The following is a 1673-nucleotide window of genomic DNA, read 5'->3' on the forward strand; positions in this document are numbered from 1 at the left end:
GGATTGATGGGACTGCTGCGGCTATCTCTGGACTCTTTGTGGGGATTGGCATGCAGCTCTTTTCCCGTTTTATTCATACCAGTTTTTTGCAGATTATCCTCTCTAGTGCCATTGCCGCTTTATCAGCTAATATCCTCTATACTCTGGGCATTGGACAACATCGTAGTGTCATTATCCTAGGGACCTTGATGATTTTGATTCCTGGGGCCTACTTTGTCAATGCCATCCGAGAATTCACCCAGAACAACTACTATAGTGGTCTGGCCTTGATGCTGTCGGGAGTCTCCACTTGTCTATCGATCTCTGTCGGTGTCCTTGCCATGATTTCCATTCTCCCCTTTGCGGAGCAACTATCAGGCGTCTTTTCAACACCGTCTACCTCCTGGCTAGAAGTCCTGACTCAAACTGTCATGGCAGGAGTAGGGACAGCAGCCTTCTCCGTGCTTTATCGAGTTCCCAAAAAATACTTTTTTGACCTTGGAACCCTAGGTGCCGGCTCATGGCTCCTCTACCTCTTGATTTGGAACAATACCCATCACGAAGTCTTAGCCATCCTCTTCCCAGCCCTATTAGTCACTATCACCTCACGCTTTTTGGCCCACTACCGTAGATGTCCAGCCACAGTCTTCCTAGCCTCAAGCATGTTCCCACTCATTCCAGGAATGAGCTTCTACCGTGCCATCTACTTTCTCTTGATTGGAAATGAAAACCTAGGCCTCAGCTTCCTACGAGCTTGTTTCTTGGCCTCATTTACCATTGCTATCGCCGTCAGTCTGACACAACAAATCCCTAGCCGTTATTTTGTCCTAGGGAAGAAGAAATAAATTGTTGAAAGCCATTGGTTTTATATATCAGTGGCTTTTTTGATATTTCGATTAAATAATCAACACCAAAAAAGGTAGCCCCTAAAAGAAGCTACCTGCAAAATCTCTTCCATAAATCTACTTCAAATCAAAATATTCCTTAACATCTTTAACATAGCCAAATTGTTGGTTCAAAGTCTCCAACAAATCTTTATTATGACCTGGATAAGTGTCATTCCTTGCCATCACCCCCTCATACAAACTTGCTACTAAGCGTTCAAAGGGTTCTATATACTCCCAATACTCAAAAGGGAGATTCGAAATCTTACTTAAATCATTATCATCAAAATGATACACGAGATGGCGTAGCATTTGAGTCTCAATAAAATGAATATCTCTCAACTGCTCAAAACTAATTGTATCCAGTTCCGAGATATACTGACACAAATCATCAAGTGCTTTTACATCAAATTTTTTCTCCTCGTGTAGGAAGTAGAGAAAGCTCTGATTCTCAGCTCTTTTGTTGTCTTCTATCAGATTCCTTTTATACGTCATTCTTGAATCCTTCCCTTAAATGAAATGGCGAAAATTGGGTAACAAGACACTCCAGATAAGAACAATAAAAGATCAACTAAATCCAACTTAGCAGGTTGAATTCAGTTAATCTTTTTGGTCATTTTACTAATCATCACAAGCAGATAAATCATTTAAAAGACAAACTACCGAGTGATGTTAATCCTCTTGCTAGATTAAAGTTACGTTCTGATTTTTCTTGGAATTCTGTGAGTGTCTTACTCAAGTCACTCACTCCAGAACTCAGTGATTTGCCTTTAGAAAGATTGCGGACTGCTAGAACTTGAATAGCTCTGC

At 41.1% G+C, this 1673-nt stretch carries 1 protein-coding gene and 2 pseudogenes; 1 reads left to right on the forward strand and 2 read right to left on the reverse strand.

The genetic code is table 11. The annotated features are described in order from the left end of the window. The coding region (locus HSISS2_RS07185) for a threonine/serine exporter family protein (RefSeq protein ID WP_042767077.1) at positions 1–824 on the forward strand (824 nt) is incomplete at its 5' end. Positions 825–1052: 228 nt separating this feature from the next. On the opposite strand, the pseudogene HSISS2_RS07190 reads toward HSISS2_RS07185, so the two are convergent. Then, positions 1053–1358 (reverse strand): annotated as a pseudogene (locus HSISS2_RS07190) (hypothetical protein); the annotation flags it as partial. Between the two features lie 148 nt (positions 1359–1506). After that, positions 1507–1673, reverse strand: a pseudogene (locus HSISS2_RS12220) (bacteriocin immunity protein); the annotation flags it as partial.

Origin of the sequence: Streptococcus sp. HSISS2, from assembly GCF_000448665.1 — a bacterium.
GTDB lineage: Bacteria > Bacillota > Bacilli > Lactobacillales > Streptococcaceae > Streptococcus > Streptococcus raffinosi.